We start from the raw sequence: 14862 nt of genomic DNA, 5'->3' as shown, positions 1-14862 counted from the left end.
CCCCGGCCCACGTCTTCGCGATCACGCCCCGGCCCGGTAGAGTTTGGACGGTCGTACCATCACGCGCGAGTGGCGGAATTGGCAGACGCGCCAGATTTAGGTTCTGGTGTCCACGGACGTGGGGGTTCAAGTCCCCCCTCGCGCACCACTCCGGCACGAATTTCCGTCATTTATGACAGAAATTCGTGCTCGAGCCCCCTCGAACACACCGTTTCCGCCCGTTTTCCTGTCATAGATGACGGTTGAGGTGTTAGAGACACCTCTCTTCCACTCCGTGCCACGTGCGCGAGTGCCCATCCCACGTGCACCGCGCCTCAGGAGCGCGCGACCAGCAACTTCCACGGTGCTCCCGTTGCCGGCCCGACTGTGTAGACACCGCACCCAGACCTTGGCACCGCCGGCTCACGAGCAGCGCTTCTCCAGTGTTGGCTCCTGATCAGCGATCACGCCCGGACCGACCCTGCCGGACACAACCGCCACACCATCTCCACCCCGGGCCACATACGGCTGCCCGCCGACCTCCGCCACGCCACGGGCATCACCCCAGGCGATGCCCTGCTCCTGGCCGCCGTGCCCGAGCATCAGCCCGCGCTGATCTACCCGCCCTGGGCGCAACACACGTTCCTACAGTCCAGCTGCTCCTCATCGAGGACATGACATGAACGCTGCGGCCGGCTTCCGCGCGGCTACGGGGATGCGCACCGGCACAGAACGTTCCGTCATGGCAGACGCCGGAATAGCAGCAGTTGAGCCGCGCTCGAGGTCTCCGAAACGGTTCATCACCGGGATCACGGTGCGCGGTTGCAGTGGCGCGGTGAGGGCAGGTTCCGGCGCCGGTGGCAGCAATTGCTGCGAGGACCGGTGCAATGGCCGCTCGGGTGCGGGTTGCGGTCGCCGGGGAACTTTCTTGCCGACCGGCAACTGTCCTTCGGCGATGACGATCTGGTCGATGTCGGGCCCGCGTCAGCCGGGCTGTCCGCCGGACAGGACGTGCTCATACGCACTGCCGAACCGTTTACGGACCCGGTATGCGCGGGCAACACACGCCGGCGAGCAGTAGCGGCGCCGCGGATGAGCGTCGCGAGGAAGCACCGTCCGGCAACAGCGTAAGACAGCGGCGGAGTCGGAGAACTCTGACTCTCGAGCAGGCACTCGTTCACCCGATAGCTCTCGGCGAAGAAGGTCTGAACTCGTCTGGTCAGCACTTGCTCGCCGTCGAACGCTTGCGGAACCGCAACGAATCCAGCAATACAGTGGACGGCTGCACTGACGAGAAGAAACCGATAGGCGTGTCGGTGGCATCCGCGATCGCGCGCAAAGCTCCGACGCCCTCGTCACGGAAATCAATAGACACCGGGTTGTTGGACCGATTGAAGTCGGCCTGAATCCGGTGGTCGCATCGACTCCGGGGTGCTGAACTGGTCACTCGCGGTGCGGCTCGCATGCTGGCCTGGCAGCCGCCTGCATATGGTCAGGATTTCCCGCGCCGAGTAATGCGTCCGCTCGGTCCACCGGAGACTCGGCCGGTGCCGGAGGTCAGGCCCCCTTGCCGTAGCGCACCCGCAGCACGAAACCATAGATCAAGGTACCGCCGCCGGCGACGGCAAGGGGTGCAGCCCAGTACATCTTGCTCTGGTCGCTTTCCTGTTCCGCTTTGACGTCGTCGTAGGAAAGTTCGGTCCTCGACTCGCCCTTGATCTCTACGCAGGTGTCGCCGCGCTCCATTTTGGTGCTGTTGCAGGTGGGCCCTGCCTCGGGGTCGGCCGTGTAACCGATCATGAAAAGGATTCCGCCGAAGAGGAGTGCAATGCCGCCCAGCGGGCGAAGCCACGAACCGCGAGATGCCAGCTTTCTTGCCTTCTCGGCCTGATCCGGCCCTGTATTGCCCTGGTTCGGCCCTGCCGCATTGGCCGGGTCCGGGCGCTGCCACGCGGCATCGTTGGGTGGCTGAATGTAGTTCACGGTGTCCCCCACTTCCCCTGCTGATATGTCGCCTGCTCGAAATCGAGGGTCAGCCTATGAAACCCAAAGGGGTCCGGCAAATTCGAAGTTGTTCAGAGGCGGGTTCTCGACCCTGCGACCCACGCTACTTCCACCGTCCACCACCGCAAACCAGCGCTTGATCCTCTCGATCAACATCACCTACCGTTCGATGTGATCGAACACACCGAATCGGTAAATCTGCCGCACTGAGGGGTACAAGTCCCCCCTCGCGCACCACTCCGGCACGAATTTCCGTCATTTGGCCGCGCCGCGCCCGGGGTGATTTCACCATGACTCCAGCGCGACCGGTCGCGACATCCTCGGTTCAGCAGAACGCTGGGCGGCCCAGCAGCACCCCTGCTGACAAGACTCGTCGACTTACACCCTCCTCGGTTGTCCGACCGTTGAGTAATGCGGACATATTCGTAGCCCAGACGTCGAACAGCAGATCGCCGATCTCCCGCTCACGGCGGGTTGGCACACTGCACGTCACACAATGCGTGAAGACCCTCGCGATCCGTCGCCGGAGATCCTCGAATTCGTCGAACTCGCAGACGGTAGCGTCCGCGGAGGCGTGCGCGCGCAGCAAGGCCACAGCCAGGGGCCGGTATGCGCAGGCACCGGCCAGCAGTTCCGCAACGACATGACTCAGCTTTCGCGGGATGTCGTCGACGCTGCGGAGTTCTGCGGCGAGGCCGTCGAGGCTCGGACGCATGAGAGCCGCTGCCACCGCGGACAGCAGCTGATGCTTGGAGCCGAAGTAGTTGTACACGGTCCCGACCGCGACGCCGGCGCGGTCGGCGATCTCGCGGACCAGGACCGCTTCTCCATCACCTTCCATGACAACGTTCAGAGTCGCCGAGACCATTGCCGCGCGCCGGCGGGGGCGCTGCCCCGACCGGGCGTCACCGACGTTCACACTGGAGATCGCTTTCTGATGTGATGAGACCATATCTCTCAATACATTCGGGGTCGCTTGGCCACGGTCAGGCTTCGATGACGACCGCACCGCCCTGGCGGCCGCCCGCGCACATGGCGGCGACACCGATACCGCCTCCACGGCGGCGCAATTCGCGGGTCGAGGTCAATCTACCGGTGTAGTGGGCTTCGGCCAGGATCACATCGTCCACGACCGCCGGGTCGAGCCGGGCCCGGCTCAGCACCTCCGGAAGGACCGCCGTAGCCAATGCCTCGGGCGGAATGTCGCTGAGCGTGCCCTTGAACGATCTTCCGATGGCTGTTCGGACCGCCCGGACGATCACGGGTTCGACCATGTCCTTCAACTCCTACTCACCGGGGTCACCAGCCTTCGGGCAAGGTGGTGAAATCGGGGCTACGTCCTTGGGCGAATGCGTTGAGCGCTTCGAGGTTGGCGGGACCGCCCATGAGGTCGAGGAAGCACTTGTTCTCCCGGCTCCGGGCCGCGGCGATCTCGGCACGCAGTGGTTCGGTCATGGTCTTCTTGACCGCGATAAGACTGGAGATGGGTTGGGCAGCGAGTTGTTCGGCGTGACTGCGGGCAGTAGCGATCAGGTCCTCGGGTTCGCAGGTCGCGAAGACGAGCCCCATCGCCTGCGCCGTGGTGGCGTCGATCCATTCGGAGGACATCAGCATCCAGGCGGCGTTCTGACGCCCGACCAACCGAGGTAGCAGATAGGACGATGCGGCTTCCGGCGCGACTCCGAGACTGGTGAACGGGCACTTCAGGCGAGCGGTGGTCGACATGAACGCCAGATCGGCGAACCCGAGGATGGTGGCTCCCAATCCGAGACCGAGACCGTTGACTGCGCAGATCAGCGGCTTGGGGAACTCGGCGAGGGTGTCCAGCAGTCCCGGAAACCCGAACTCGCCCGGCGTGAAATCGTCTGCGCCAGAGGCGCGCTGGGCCATTTCGTGCAGATCGGTGCCGGCGGTGAAGGCCCGTCCGGTGCCCGTCAGCAACACAACGGCCACGGTCGGGTCGGCGGCCGCGTCGCGCAGGGCGCGGGTGGTGGCATCATAGAGGGCCTCGTTGAAGGCATTGAGCGCTTCGGGCCGGTCGAAGGTGAGTTCGCGGACTCGGTTGCTGTCCGCAATGCGCAGCACCATGTTACTTCCCTGCTGATAGGAGACGGGGGCGTCAGTAGGCGATGAAGAGAATCTCGTCTCGGCTGTAGTCGTGGCCGGGATGGTGTTCATGCAGGTGCTTCTGGGTCTTTTCGACGAGGTCGTCTTCGTCTTTGCCGGTGATGTATTCACCGCAGGGGCAGCTCAATCGTGTTTTCATATCAGGTTCCCTCCGTTGGTGGATCAGGGTCGCGAAACCGCTCGGTATCGGAGTTTTTCTGCGCGGTAACTCACTCCGGCCCCTGTCGCTTGCCGGCCGCGGGTTCATTCGGGGCGGCCGGGATCCGGAACGGCACGCCGGTCATCTCCTGCGCCATATCCCAGAGCCGTTGCCCTGTTTCCGGGTCGAGCGCGCGACGCGAGACGGCGACCGGCACCGGCGGCCCCACCAGCTCGCCACGTCCGCCCGGCCCGAAGAATTCACCGCCCGCCACGGCGGGGTCCAAGGCGGCGCGCAGGACCGGCAGGGCGCCTTCGGCGGGGCTCTGCGTGAACCATCCAGTGGCCCACGCCAGCCGGGGGCTGTAGACCAGCTGCATCAGCCGGCTGCGGTGGTGCAGGATATTGGTGCGGACCCCGCCGGGGTGCGCGGCCACCGACAGCGCCGGCGATCCCGCGGCGGCCAGGCGACGCTGCAGTTCCACCATGAACACCATTCCCGCCATTTTCGACCGCGCGTAGGCGAGGTCAGGAACGAATTCGCCACCGGCGTAGTGGGGGTCGGCGAAATCGACTGTCGCCGCCCGGCGCCGGTGAGTGATGCTGCTGACGGTGACGATCCGCCCAGCCGTCGCGGCGTCGATGACGTCGACCAGTTGCGCGGTGAGCGCGAAATGACCGAGGAAGTTGGTGCCGAAGTCGGTTTCGAACCCGTCACTGGTACGGCCACGGGTTGCGGCCATGACTCCGGCGTTGTTGATCAGCAGATCGATCACCGGCCACCGCACACGCATGTGACCGGCCGCCGCAGTGATCGATTCCAGGCTGCCGAGGTCCAGCTGCACTGTGTGCAGATCTGCGTGCGGGTGCGTAGCGGTGATCTGCTGTACCGCGGATTCGGCCGCGAGGTGATTGCGGCAGGCCAGCACGACGGTGGCGTGCAGGCCTGCCAGGTCGCGGGCGATCTCGAACCCGATCCCGGTATTGGCGCCGGTCACCACCGCCACGCGCCCGGACTGGTCACCGGCCTGCGCCGGTAACCAGTCCGATCTCGGCCCAGAGCTCACCGCAGCCCTCAGTGGGTGATCAGCGGCACCGGCCACAGCGGCGCGCTGATCTCGTCGAGCGGGTAGTGGCCCGGTTGCGGCGCGGCCGCGGCCGCGACTCGCTGATCGAGTTCTGGGGTATTGGTTTTGTCCTTGAACATCCGGCCGATGGTGGAAGCGGCGATCTGGGCGTCGAAGATATCGCGCTGCCACGACCATGCGCCGCGCCCGTCGTACTGGAACCAACTGCAGCCCAGGCCCGGGATCTCATAGATTTCCCCATCGGGGCCGGTGAAGGTGCTTCGCTGGCGCCAGAACCCGACGACCTGACCGTTCTCGTCGTCGATGACCGCCGACTGGTACGGGTATACCCAGCCCTGGAAACCCAGCATCTCGGTGCCGAGTGCGAGATCGCGGATCTCGTTGCGGCCGTTGGCCATGAAATGCTGGTTCGCCGAATACGACCATCCGTAGGTGGCGTCTTCGGTGTAGTGTCCGGCCATCACCGTCCAGTCGCCGAGTTCCTGGGCGCGGCGATTGATATCGAGCCAGCTCTGCCAGAACTCTTCGAGTTCTTTGCGTTTGAAACTCACTGTTTCTTCCTTCCATACACACCGTCAGGTGCGGGTTGCGAATGTTGGAGTCTTCGATGACTGCGTCTGCTGCGGCTGCTACCGGCCGCGCAAGAGCAGGCCGGCCACCGAGGTCAGCCGTTCGGCCATCTCCTCGTAGGTGTAGTAGTTCATCCCGGCTTGGATCATGGCACCGCTCACCGCGATATTGAGGGCGTCGAGCACCTTGTCGCTATAGGACTCACCGACCGCGACCCGTAAGCGCTCCACCATGGCCAACCCGATCCGGTCGCGGATCAGGCCGACATCAGGGTCGCGACTCAACACCGCAGCCGAAGCCGCGGTGCCGAGTTCGGGCTCGGCGGCCATGAGCGCACCCAGTTCGGTGAAGATCTGCGAAAGCCGTGCGATGGGGGTGTCACCGGTAACCGGCTGCCGGCACCACTGTTCGATATGGCGCCGGTACGCCTCCGCGATCAGGTGCTGTTTGGCGGAGAAATAGCCATAGGCCGTGGCGTGGGTGAGTTCCGCGCGGCGGCACACCTCACGCATGCTCAGCTGGTCGTAGCCCCGCTCGCGCAACACCTCCAGCCCGGCCTCGAGCAGCCGATCCACCGTTTCCGGTGATCGCCCCGCCAACGCCCGCCGACCGGGAAGAGCGGTTTCCGTGGCCTCCGTCATACCGTTTTACGGTAGGCTTGACACCTGTAAACCGCAAGTGCTGCCGTCGCCCCGATGCCGGCGCGAGTCACAGGCGTGGCGATCTCGGGTCACGCGGGCGCACACCATGTCACGGCACCGGCCGCCGGCCCCCGAGCCACACCCCGCTCCCCATAGACGCTGGCTATCAGTTGCCCGCCATGACCGTCGCCGAATGGTTCCTCGACCCTTCCGGCGACGGTGACGGCGACTGCGTAGCCCGATAACGGACCTGCCGCCACAAAACCGAGCACGTTTCTGGATTCATGTCTGGAATGTGGTCCAGGCCATATGTTACGTTCTGCCGGCGAATACGCGGAGGTTCAATGTCGACCACTCAGCTGGATACACCCCCCGAACCGGCACCGCCTACAGCGGCAGCAGTACTGGGCCGGAACTTCTCCGATACCGTGCTGTCCAGCCTCGCCACTCTCGGCCGCGCGTTACGGATGGGGTGTCAGGCGGCCCGGATCGGTGTCGCCGACGCGGTGCGGATGCGGTTCCAGACGCACGAAACGCTCAGGCAAGCATGGTTCCTGATCACCGTGACCGCCGTGCCGAGTGTGCTGATGGCGATTCCGTTCGGAGTGATCGTGTCCACCCAGGTCGGCAATATCGTGTCCGAACTCGGCGCCGATTCGATGATCGGCGCCGCCGGCGGGCTCGGGGTGATCAAACAGGGCGCGCCCCTGGCTACCGCGATGATGCTGGGCGGGGCCGGCGCTGCCGCGATCGCATCCGACCTGGGTGCCCGGACCATCCGGGAAGAAGTCGATGCCATGCGCGTGATGGGTATCGACCCGGTGCAGCGCCTGATCGTTCCGCGGATCGCGGCAATGCTACTGATCGCGCCGCTGCTCAATATCCTGATCATTGCCGTCGGTATCGTGTCCGGCTTCGCCGTCGCGGTCACCGCACTCGATGTCACCCCGGGTAGTTACTGGCAGTCGTTCGGCGCCTTCACCACCACACTCGATGTCTGGGTGTCGCTGGTCAAATCGCTGATCTTCGGTTTCCTGGTCGTCGTCATCGCCTGCCAGCGGGGACTGGAGGCCAAGGGCGGGCCGCGGGGTGTCGCCGACGGTGTCAATGCCGCGGTCGTCATGTCGATTGCGGCGGTGATGGTCCTGAACACCGCCATCACCCAGGTGGTGACCATGTTCTTCCCCGTGAGGATGGCCTGATGGCGGCGACTTCGTATGCCCCGTTCGGTTTACGCAAGTTGAACCACATCCGGCGCCGGGTCGGCGTGATGGGCAGGATCGAGTCGATCGGGTTCGCCCTCGGATTCGTGTGGCAGGTGCTGTCCTCGGTGCCGTACACGCTGGTGCACTACCGGCGACAGACGGTTGCGGTGATCTCCGATATGACCTGGGGCCGCGGTTCGGTGATCATCGGTGGTGGCGTGGTGCCGCTGATGCTGCTCATGGGCGCCGCGATGGGTGCCTCGATCGGAATCGAGGCCTACAGCGCGCTGAACCTGCTGTCTCTCGGGCAGCTCAGTGGCCTGATCTCGGCCTTCGGTGTAACCCGCGAGCTGGCACCCATTGCGGCCGGAGTGGGGTTCGCCGCTCAGGTCGGGTGCCGGATGACTGCGGAGATCGGATCGATGCGTATCTCCGAGGAGATCGACGCGCTCGAATCACTCGGTGTGCGGTCGGTGCCGTTCGTCGTCACGACGCGGATGATCGCCGGAATCATCTCGATCGCCCCGGCTTTCGTGGTCGCGCTCATACTCAGCTACTTATCGTGCGCGTTCATCGTGACCACTATTCACGGCACCCCGGCCGGCACCTACGACCACTACTTCGACCAGTTCGTCCTGGGCTGGGACGTCATCGCGGCCACCATCAAGGTGATGGTATTCGCCCTTGCGGTGGTGCTCATCCACTGCTATCAGGGATTCTTCGCGACCGGCGGACCGGAGGGAGTCGGCGTTGCCTCCGGCCGGGCCGTCCGCGCCAGCCTGGTCTCGATCATCGCCCTCGACATGCTCACGACCATCGTTCTCTGGGGATTCCAGTCCCCCATCACGTTCACCGGGTGACCCCATGCCAGCCTATGCCCTGCCCGGCACCGAAGTCGGACCACTGCGCGCCCGCATCCTCGGTATCGGCGCGGTCGTCCTCATCGTGGCGACCGTCGTCATCACGCGCTTGATTCCGGACAGCCGGCCACCCGACGAAATCCGGGTCTCCCTGCTCACCCACCGGGTCGGCGTCGGTGTCGCCCCCGGCACCGATGTCCGGCTCGACGGGGTGCGCGTCGGCTCCGTCGCCTCGGTCGCCGTCATCGGACCGGGCCGGCAGGAAATCGGGTTGAATCTGTCGCAGTCGCAACTGTTCGGCCTGACCGATGCGCTGACCGTCGACTACGCGCCCGGCAACCTGTTCGGTATCACTGCACTGCAATTGAATTCGGCCGGTGGCGGCGACGTGTTGCGCGACGGTTCGACCGTCGACCTCGGCGACCGCGATTCCGGCCGTATCCGCGACGCCACTCTCACCGCCCTGCTGGAATCCACCGGTCAGCTCACCGACCAGGTGCTGACTCCGGAACTCAGCCGGCTGCTCCGTACGATGTCACACGACATCAGCGCCTTCACACCGCTACTCCAGGCGATCGGCACCACCGCCCGCGCGTACACCGATACTCGGCAGCTGCCGCTACCGTTCCTGTTCGACCGGTATGGTTCGGCCCTGGCCGGTGTGCCGGCACTGCTCGACGGCGCGGCGGAGCTGTTGTATTCGGATCTGACGAATCAGCAGTTGCAGACGAGCGCGGATATCGAGCGTTTCTCGGCGATGTTCGGCCAGGTGCAAGATCCGATGCTGCCGGTCGCTACCGATACGCTCTACGCCGCGCAACAGCATTTCGGCGGGTTCATGCCGATTGCCGTCACAATCCTCGACCGGGTGGCGTCGTCGGTCGGCACACCGCAGCGTTCCGAAGGTGAGTTGACCGAGTTGCTCGCACGGCTCGATGACGCCTTCCGCGATTCCCCGGAAGGTCCGGTGCTGAAGGCCCGGGTCGACCTCACCGGCGTCCCCGGGTTGGCCGCACCGTTGTCGGCGCTGTTCGGGAACCTGCTCGGCGGGGAGGGTCGCTGATGTCCACTCGTTCGTTGTGGATCCGGATCGCCGTTTCGGTCCTCGCCATGGCTGTCGTCTTCGTCGGCGTACTCCGGCTGATCGAACGACCGATCGCCGGTCACACAGAGACGTACACCGCGGTCTTCACCGATGCGAACGGGCTGCGGTCCGGTGACGACGTCCGGATCAACGGTGTTGCCATCGGGGAGGTCGGCGCGGTCGAACTGGACGGCACGCTCGCCCGGGTGGATTTCACCGTGGACACCGATCACCCCTTGTACACCGAAAGCACAGTCGCCGTTCGCTATCAGAACCTCACCGGGTTCCGCTATCTCGAGGTCCGGCAACCGGACCGGCCGGGCGCCATCCGCGCCCCGGGTTCGGAGTTCGACACCGCTCACACCGTTCCGGCGTTCGATATCACGACGCTGTTCAACGGCCTGCAACCGGTGCTGGCGCAGATGTCGCCCGACGACGTGAACCAGTTCGCGAACAGCATGCTGGCTGTCGTCCAGGGTGACGGTAACGGTATCGGCCCGGCGCTCGGGGCCATCGACAAGTTGAGCCGGCTGGCCTCCGATCGTCAGCACGTGTTGTCGATCCTGGTCCGCAATTTCGCGCAGGTGTCCGAGCATATGGCCGGAAAGTCCGGTAATGCGATGAAATTGATGACCAATCTGACGCAGCTGTTCGTCACCATCACCGACGAGCTACCCGGACTGGTCCAATTCGCGATGGAGATTCCGCCCATGCTGCGCCCGCTGCTGGATCTGTTGCAGGTTTTGGGAGTCACCGGCGAGGAGAACAAGGATCTCGATGCTCTCCTGCGCCGGGTGCTTCCGGCCCCGGGCCAGGCCGCCGAGGTTTTCGGGAGGTTACCCGGCCTGATCCAGGCCATGGCATCGGCCACCCCACCGACCGGACCGGAGGCGGAAATCACCTGCTCACAAGGCGTTGCCGTCGCGCCGGAGCCGCTGCAGTTGCTCATCGCGGGGCAGGGGGTCACGCTATGTCAGCGGTAGCGGCACGGCTGCGCTCCGCATGGCGCGCATTGTGGGTGAGCCGGACCGAACGGGGCCGGGAACTGCGCTGGGGTGTCGCGGGAATCATCGGGGCGTTGGTACTCGTCGCCGCCATCGGCGCGATCAACGTCGTCGGTACTTCCCCGGCCCGAACCTATTCCGCCGATATCGCCGAAGCGGGCACGATCCGCACCGGCGACGATGTCCGAGTCGCGGGTATCCCGGTCGGAAAGGTGCAATCCCTCGAATTACTTCCGGACCGGGTGCGGATGAGCTTCACCGTCGACAACGAGGTGCCCGTCGGCGATCAGACCACGCTCGCCGTCCGCATGCTGACGCTGGTCGGCGGATACTATCTGGCCGTCCAACCGGCCGGCGCGGCCCCGCTCGGTGACCAGGTGATTCCCGCACAGCGCGTGATGCTCCCCTACAGCCTGACCCAGACCTTCCAGGACGCCATCGACCCCGTCCGGCGCACCGACGGGAATGTTCTGCGCCAGAACCTCGCCGCCCTGTCCGGGTCGATCGACCAGAGCCCCGACGCAGTTCGCTCCGCGATCCAGGCCGCCGGCGACATCGTCGCCATCATGGAGAAACAGAACGCCGATATCTCCCAGGCCTTATCACTCAGCGATGAATACCTCGCGGCGCTGAACGAGAACTCCGATGTCCTCGCGCAGTTGATGACAACGTTCGGGACCCTCGAGAACATCGTCGCCAACAACCGGGAACAGCTCAGCTGGGCACTGCACGGCTTGGCGCAGCTCGTGGAGTCGCTTGCGCCGCTCGGCCGGGCCTGGGACGAGTCACTGCGCGAGCCGGCGCAGCCGCTGGCCGACGCGATCCCGAAACTCCAGGGACTCGGCGAGCGTATGGGCACGCTCCTCGATTCCCTGCGCACTTTCCAACAACGCCTGCTGCCCCTGATGCCGCCCGAGGGCGGGATATCGGTGGACCAATCAAGCGCAACCGTCACCGGAATCTGTGTGCCGCTGCCGGGAGGTGGCTGTTGATGCTGAACAGAATCCTCGGATCTCGCGGGCTCATGTCGGCCGCGGTCGTGGTTGTCCTGGTCATCACGGCGGGGCTCGGGCTGTCACTGGTCGATCCCACACCCGATGCCCGCAGTTACTGCGCGGATATGCCCGACAGTATCGGCCTGTACGAAGACAGCGCGGTCACCGTCATGGGCGTTCAGGTGGGCACGATCACTCGTGTCGAGCCCGTCAACGGCGTTTCCCGGGTGCATTTCACCGTTCGCGCCGACCGCGAGCTACCACCGGATGTCGGTGCCGTGACGGTGAGCAACACCATTGTCGCGGACCGGAATCTCGCGCTCATCGGGCCGGAACCGGACGGGCCCGCGTGGGATCCGAGCCAGTGCATCACCAACACCCTTACTCCCCAAAGTCTTTCGGAAACCTTCGACGCATTGGCGACATTGTCCGACCAACTCAATTCCGCGCAGAACCCGGCCCAGCGCACCGCCCTCGCCGAGGGCATCGATGCGCTCGACCGCGCGACCGCCGGTACCGGTCAGCAGATCAACGCACTGATCCTGCAACTGAGCAGGGCAGTGGACTCCCCAGAGGCCGCTATCGGAAATCTCGGCCGGCTACTCGACAGCGTGAGTAATCTGGCTCACCGGGCCAACAACGGCTGGTCGGATCTCGAGGTCATCGTTCCGCAGCTCACCCAGACCTTCAGCGATATCAACACGCTGGCGTTCCCGCCGGTGATCGATCTCGTCGCCGCCCTCGCCGACCTGCTGCCCGCACTGAACGAGGTGATCATGGAGTTCGGATCCCCCGCACTACGCGCCGTGCGCGAAATGCCCGACTTACCGCAACAGCTCGCTTCCGGCGTCGGCACCCTCACCGACATCATCGGCATGACACCGGCCATCGCCACCGGCTTCACCAGCGCGATCGATCCCGCCACCGGACAACTCACACTCGGTTACGCCGCACCGAAACTCGCCCTGCCACAGCCGCAGGCCGATCAGATCTGCGCGGCCCTGCACGCGGTCTCCGGGCAACAGTGCCACCCGGGCGGCGACGGTACGCTCGCTGTACCTTCGCTGCCGGTTCTCCTCGGGGCGGTGGGCGCGAAATGAATCGGTCGACACCCCGGCGGCTCTGCGCCCAGGTCCTGTGCGCCGCCACCCTCGCGATATCGGCCACGGCGTGCGGTTTCCAGCCGGCCGATATCCCCGTGCCGGGCACCGGTGTCGGCGGACCCACCTACCACCTGCGCATCGAGTTCGCCGATGTGCTCAATCTGCAGCAGGGGGCCAAGGTGATCGCGGACGGAGTCCGGGTCGGGCAACTGACGGACGTCACCCTCGTCCACCCCGCCGCCGCCACCGCGACGGCACCGGCCCGCCCCGGTTACGTGATCGCCGATATCGCCGTCGATACCACTGTCCGGCTGCCCGTGGGCACCACCGCCCAGCTACGGCAGGCCACACCGCTCGGCGATATCCATATCGCACTCACCGAACCCGCCACACCGGCCGGCGGCGAGATCGCCCCCGATTCCACCATTCCGCTGTCCGATACCCGCCGGCAGCTGCCGATCGAGGACATTCTCGCCCAACTGGCGACCTTCGTCGGCAGCGGAGCCGTCACCGATATCCAGAACATCGTCTCCGAGGTGAACGGCATCATGCCCGAGGAACCGGCCGTCACCGCGCAGATCGCCGAAACCCTCGGTACCGATCTCGCCGCCCTCGCGGCCGATACCGACTCGATTCACACCCTGGTCAGCGGTATTCGAGCCACCGTCGACGAGGGTCTGCTGAACAATGCCGGGACCTGGGATCCGCTGCTCACTCCGGAGGGTGTGCAGCACACCACCGACGTGATGAACGCCCAGATCGGTGTCATTTTCGTGCTCACCGCGCTGGGGCCGTTCGCGCCGTCCACCAAATGGCTGGGCCCGGTATTGGATTCGACCACCGCTGCCGCGCGCGCGGTGGTCCCCATGCTGTTCGGCAGTGCACCGCTGGATACGAGCTCGCCGGCCAATTTCGCGAAACTGATGGACCTGCTCCAGAACAAGATCATCCCATTTGCCGAGAACGGCCCGAAGGTCGATCTGGTCGGTATCGACGCGGCATCACCGCCGGCCGGCCCCGTCATGAGCCCGGATGAGCAGGCCGGCCGTATTCTCGACACCCTGCGGATGATCGGGGTGGTCCGGTGAAAGGGCGCCCGAGCATATCCCTGCTCGCGATTGCCGCGGTACTCGTCTTCGGCGTCGTCTACATGACCGTCGGCGTCCTGGGCTTCGATCCCCGCAAGTCGTACCTCACTGCCGACCTGCACCTGGACACCTCCGGTGGACTCGGACCGAATTCCCCGGTGCTGCTCGACGGGGTGACCGTCGGCAACGCGGAGGCGGTGCGCACCGAGCCAACGGGCGTGGTCGTCCAGCTGAAAATCGATCAGCGCTACCGCATTCCCGTGTCCAGCGATATCCACATCGAACAGCTCTCCGCACTCGGCGAGCCCTATATCGAATTCGCGACACAGGCCGGCGCGGCCGATGATTCCGGACCGTACCTGGAGAACGGGCAGGACATCGCCGGTGAACAGATTCGAGTGCCGATGAGCATCACAGCCCTGTCGACGCGGGCTGTGGACCTGCTGAATCAGTTGAACCCCGACGCGGTCGCGAGCCTCGTCGGCACCTTCGATACCGCGCTGGCGGGCACCGACCCGGCGATGCAGACCTTGCAGCGCGCCTCCGACCTGCTGGCCGCGACCCTGCTCAGCCGCACCGGAACCATCCGCCAACTGTTCGCCGATATGCAGGCCATGGGCGCGAACATGGACTGGCTGGGCCCCTCGCTGAGCACCGCCGGCCCACAACTCGGCCTGTTCGGCACCTCGTTGACCAAAATCGTCGAACACGGCTCCGTCCTGTCGAAGAAACAGCCGGTGGAAAACTACTTCACCGGCGACGGGCTCGTACCCTTCCTCGAGAATCTGACCGGCCTGCTGAACGAAATCGGCCCGTCCCTCGCGCCGTTGGCACCCGCACTGCAGCCGGTGGTCACCGATGCCCTGAACCGCACACCGCATATCGATATCAGCGCGCTGATCGGTCAGGCATTGCAGAGTGTCGATCCCGACGGAACGCTGCATTTCCGCATCCACGTCAAATAACGCGCCGGATA

The 14862-nt window shown here is 65.3% G+C and carries 15 protein-coding genes, 1 tRNA gene and 1 pseudogene; 9 read left to right on the top strand and 8 right to left on the bottom strand.

Annotation, left to right across the window (positions count from 1 at the left end; genetic code table 11):
- Positions 1–63: 63 nt before the first annotated feature.
- A tRNA-Leu gene (locus tag ACFWPH_RS22180) sits at positions 64–148 on the top strand.
- 1388 nt (positions 149–1536) lie between these two features.
- Here ACFWPH_RS22180 and ACFWPH_RS22175 read toward each other — a convergent pair.
- The 8 genes and pseudogenes from ACFWPH_RS22175 to ACFWPH_RS22140 form a co-directional block, all read right to left on the bottom strand.
- Positions 1537–1962, bottom strand: a complete 426-nt coding sequence (locus tag ACFWPH_RS22175) for a hypothetical protein (RefSeq protein WP_378753899.1) — start codon at positions 1960–1962, stop codon at positions 1537–1539.
- A gap of 346 nt (positions 1963–2308) precedes the next feature.
- The gene (locus tag ACFWPH_RS22170) at positions 2309–2935 is read right to left on the bottom strand and encodes a TetR/AcrR family transcriptional regulator (protein WP_378753897.1); all 627 of its coding nucleotides are present in this window, start codon (positions 2933–2935) and stop codon (positions 2309–2311) included.
- A 139-nt stretch (positions 2936–3074) separates the two neighbouring features.
- Positions 3075–3257 (bottom strand): annotated as a pseudogene (locus tag ACFWPH_RS22165) (acetyl-CoA C-acyltransferase); the annotation flags it as partial.
- A 25-nt stretch (positions 3258–3282) separates the two neighbouring features.
- Positions 3283–4071 (bottom strand): enoyl-CoA hydratase/isomerase family protein, encoded by a 789-nt coding sequence (locus tag ACFWPH_RS22160; protein ID WP_378753895.1) that lies wholly within the window; start codon positions 4069–4071, stop codon positions 3283–3285.
- 31 nt (positions 4072–4102) lie between these two features.
- Complete coding sequence (locus ACFWPH_RS22155; protein ID WP_378753893.1) at positions 4103–4249, bottom strand: DUF1059 domain-containing protein; 147 nt, start codon at positions 4247–4249, stop codon at positions 4103–4105.
- A gap of 70 nt (positions 4250–4319) precedes the next feature.
- The gene (locus ACFWPH_RS22150; protein ID WP_378753891.1) at positions 4320–5315 is read right to left on the bottom strand and encodes an oxidoreductase; all 996 of its coding nucleotides are present in this window, start codon (positions 5313–5315) and stop codon (positions 4320–4322) included.
- Positions 5316–5323: 8 nt separating this feature from the next.
- Complete coding sequence (locus ACFWPH_RS22145; RefSeq protein ID WP_378753889.1) at positions 5324–5887, bottom strand: nuclear transport factor 2 family protein; 564 nt, start codon at positions 5885–5887, stop codon at positions 5324–5326.
- Positions 5888–5965: 78 nt separating this feature from the next.
- Positions 5966–6547 (bottom strand): TetR/AcrR family transcriptional regulator, encoded by a 582-nt coding sequence (locus ACFWPH_RS22140; protein WP_378753887.1) that lies wholly within the window; start codon positions 6545–6547, stop codon positions 5966–5968.
- Between the two features lie 344 nt (positions 6548–6891).
- On the opposite strand from ACFWPH_RS22140, the gene ACFWPH_RS22135 reads away from it, so the two are divergent.
- From ACFWPH_RS22135 to ACFWPH_RS22100, 8 genes are read left to right on the top strand one after another with little or no spacing between them, the layout of a single operon-like run.
- Complete coding sequence (locus tag ACFWPH_RS22135) at positions 6892–7749, top strand: MlaE family ABC transporter permease (protein ID WP_378753885.1); 858 nt, start codon at positions 6892–6894, stop codon at positions 7747–7749.
- Positions 7749–8612, top strand: a complete 864-nt coding sequence (locus ACFWPH_RS22130) for an ABC transporter permease (protein ID WP_378753884.1) — start codon at positions 7749–7751, stop codon at positions 8610–8612. Before ACFWPH_RS22135 ends, ACFWPH_RS22130 begins: the two co-directional genes overlap by 1 nt.
- Positions 8613–8616: 4 nt before the next feature.
- Positions 8617–9675 carry a hypothetical protein gene (locus ACFWPH_RS22125; protein ID WP_378753882.1) on the top strand — a complete coding sequence of 353 codons (1059 nt, stop codon included), beginning with the start codon at positions 8617–8619 and terminating at the stop codon, positions 9673–9675.
- A complete protein-coding gene (locus ACFWPH_RS22120) occupies positions 9675–10679 on the top strand; it encodes an MlaD family protein (protein WP_378753880.1) in 1005 nt (334 codons plus the stop codon). The genes ACFWPH_RS22125 and ACFWPH_RS22120 overlap by 1 nt, the downstream gene beginning before the upstream one ends.
- Positions 10667–11692, top strand: a complete 1026-nt coding sequence (locus ACFWPH_RS22115) for an MlaD family protein (RefSeq protein ID WP_378753878.1) — start codon at positions 10667–10669, stop codon at positions 11690–11692. The genes ACFWPH_RS22120 and ACFWPH_RS22115 overlap by 13 nt, the downstream gene beginning before the upstream one ends.
- Positions 11692–12795: an MlaD family protein gene (locus ACFWPH_RS22110; RefSeq protein WP_378753876.1), complete on the top strand. Its 1104-nt coding sequence runs from the start codon at positions 11692–11694 to the stop codon at positions 12793–12795. Before ACFWPH_RS22115 ends, ACFWPH_RS22110 begins: the two co-directional genes overlap by 1 nt.
- Positions 12792–13886: an MlaD family protein gene (locus tag ACFWPH_RS22105; protein WP_378753874.1), complete on the top strand. Its 1095-nt coding sequence runs from the start codon at positions 12792–12794 to the stop codon at positions 13884–13886. The genes ACFWPH_RS22110 and ACFWPH_RS22105 overlap by 4 nt, the downstream gene beginning before the upstream one ends.
- A complete protein-coding gene (locus ACFWPH_RS22100) occupies positions 13883–14851 on the top strand; it encodes an MlaD family protein (RefSeq protein WP_378753872.1) in 969 nt (322 codons plus the stop codon). Before ACFWPH_RS22105 ends, ACFWPH_RS22100 begins: the two co-directional genes overlap by 4 nt.
- The last annotated feature ends 11 nt before the right edge of the window (positions 14852–14862 follow it).

Source organism: Nocardia sp. NPDC058499 (assembly GCF_042719915.1).
Lineage (GTDB): Bacteria > Actinomycetota > Actinomycetes > Mycobacteriales > Mycobacteriaceae > Nocardia.
Note: the sequence above shows the minus strand (reverse complement) of the source record. Positions and strands in the feature narration are given on the sequence as shown.

Coding starts and splice junctions, on each gene's coding strand:
- ACFWPH_RS22135 (WP_378753885.1), top strand. CDS start 6,892: ATGTCGACCACTCAGCTGGATACACCCCCCGAACCGGCACCGCCTACA.
- ACFWPH_RS22140 (WP_378753887.1), bottom strand. CDS start 6,547: ATGACGGAGGCCACGGAAACCGCTCTTCCCGGTCGGCGGGCGTTGGCG.
- ACFWPH_RS22125 (WP_378753882.1), top strand. CDS start 8,617: ATGCCAGCCTATGCCCTGCCCGGCACCGAAGTCGGACCACTGCGCGCC.
- ACFWPH_RS22120 (WP_378753880.1), top strand. CDS start 9,675: ATGTCCACTCGTTCGTTGTGGATCCGGATCGCCGTTTCGGTCCTCGCC.
- ACFWPH_RS22110 (WP_378753876.1), top strand. CDS start 11,692: ATGCTGAACAGAATCCTCGGATCTCGCGGGCTCATGTCGGCCGCGGTC.
- ACFWPH_RS22155 (WP_378753893.1), bottom strand. CDS start 4,249: ATGAAAACACGATTGAGCTGCCCCTGCGGTGAATACATCACCGGCAAA.
- ACFWPH_RS22170 (WP_378753897.1), bottom strand. CDS start 2,935: ATGGTCTCATCACATCAGAAAGCGATCTCCAGTGTGAACGTCGGTGAC.
- ACFWPH_RS22115 (WP_378753878.1), top strand. CDS start 10,667: ATGTCAGCGGTAGCGGCACGGCTGCGCTCCGCATGGCGCGCATTGTGG.
- ACFWPH_RS22130 (WP_378753884.1), top strand. CDS start 7,749: ATGGCGGCGACTTCGTATGCCCCGTTCGGTTTACGCAAGTTGAACCAC.
- ACFWPH_RS22105 (WP_378753874.1), top strand. CDS start 12,792: ATGAATCGGTCGACACCCCGGCGGCTCTGCGCCCAGGTCCTGTGCGCC.
- ACFWPH_RS22160 (WP_378753895.1), bottom strand. CDS start 4,071: ATGGTGCTGCGCATTGCGGACAGCAACCGAGTCCGCGAACTCACCTTC.